Origin of the sequence: Novosphingobium sp. NDB2Meth1 (assembly GCF_900117425.1) — a bacterium.
GTDB lineage: Bacteria > Pseudomonadota > Alphaproteobacteria > Sphingomonadales > Sphingomonadaceae > Novosphingobium.
The window spans coordinates 1-1,359 of the sequence record NZ_FPEH01000006.1; the positions used below are offsets into that span (position 1 = coordinate 1).

1 protein-coding gene is annotated in these 1,359 nt (G+C 64.1%); it reads right to left on the bottom strand.

Translation table 11 applies throughout. The features are described 5' to 3' along the window. Positions 1 to 58 precede the first annotated feature (58 nt). A complete protein-coding gene (locus tag NDB2M1_RS00060) occupies positions 59 to 1,255 on the bottom strand; it encodes an IS256 family transposase (RefSeq protein ID WP_004207098.1) in 1,197 nt (398 codons plus the stop codon). Positions 1,256 to 1,359: the final 104 nt, after the last annotated feature.

The window sequence follows — 1,359 nt, forward strand, 5'->3', positions numbered from 1 at the left end:
GGTCGTGTCCCACGGGGTGGTGTAGGAACCGTCGATCCGCAGTAGGATCAGGTTCGGGTCAGGCAGCCAGAGCTGGCAGGCTGACAATGGGGTTATGGCTCACCGAGCCGAGGGTTTCCAGCGTCATGTAACGGCGTGACACCGCCCACTCATCATTCTGTTCCAGCATGAGTGCTCCGACGAGGCGGACGACGGCGGCGTCATTCGGAAAGATGCCGATGACATCGGCCCTTCGCTTGATCTCCTTGTTCACCCTTTCCAGCGGGTTGGTCGACGCGATCTGCGCCCAGTGCTCCTTCGGGAAGGTCATGTAGGCAAGCACGTCCTCGCGCGATCCGGCCATCATGTCGGCCAGCTTCGGGAACTTCTCGCGCAGGGCATCGGCGACCTGTTCCCATTGCTGGTGAGCCGCTTCAGCCGTTTCCTGCGCAAAGATCGTCTTGATCATGGCGATGACTGCCGGTCGCTGCTTGGGCGCGGCATGTGCCAGCGCATTGCGCATCCAGTGGACCCGGCAGCGTTGCTGGCTCGCGGCGAACACCTTGCTGGCGGCGGCGCGCAACCCCTTGTGGTCGTCCGCGATGACCAGCTTTACCCCGCGAAGTCCCCGGTCGGCGAGCGAGCGCAGGAAGGCTTTCCAGAAGGGTTCCGCTTCTGAAGGGCCGGTGGCAACGCCCAGAACCTCGCGCCGACCATCGGTGTTGACGCCGACGGCGATTATCGCCGCCGTCGAGACGATCCGCCCGCCCTCGCGGACCTTGAGGTAGGTGGCGTCGATCCACAGGTAGGGCCACTCGCCCTCGATCGGCCGCTGCAGGAAGGCGTTCACCCGTTCGTCGATCTCGGCCACCAGACGGCTCACCTGGCTCTTCGAGACGCCGCTGGCGCCCATCGCCTTGACCAGATCGTCGACCGAGCGAGTCGAGACACCGTGGACGTAGGCTTCCTGGATCACCGCCGCCAACGCCTTCTCAGCCGTGCGGCGTGGCTCAAGGAAGCTCGGGAAGTAACTGCCCTTCCTGAGCTTGGGGATCGCCAGCTCGATCCGGCCGGCCCGAGTGTCCCAGCCCCGTTCGCGATAGCCGTTGCGGTGGTTGAGCCGCGCCGGGCTGCGACTGCCCGCAGCCGCACCCGTTCTGGCCTCAATCTCCAGATCCATCATGCGCTCGGCGGCAAATGCCAGCATATCGCGCACCAAATCGCTGTCTGCCCCTTGCTCAATCAGCTCAACAAGGGCCATTCTGTCGTCGGTCATCGTCTTCTTCTCCAGGTTCGAGTTCGCATCCGAACCCTACCAGAAGATCGACGGTGGCCACCCTCTCAGAGAAACCTTCCTACACCACCCCGTGGGACACGACC

What these genes read in the sequence shown, in the direction of transcription:
- NDB2M1_RS00060 (WP_004207098.1), bottom strand. Translation starts at nt 1,255, where the DNA reads ATGACCGACGACAGAATGGCCCTTGTTGAGCTGATTGAGCAAGGGGCA.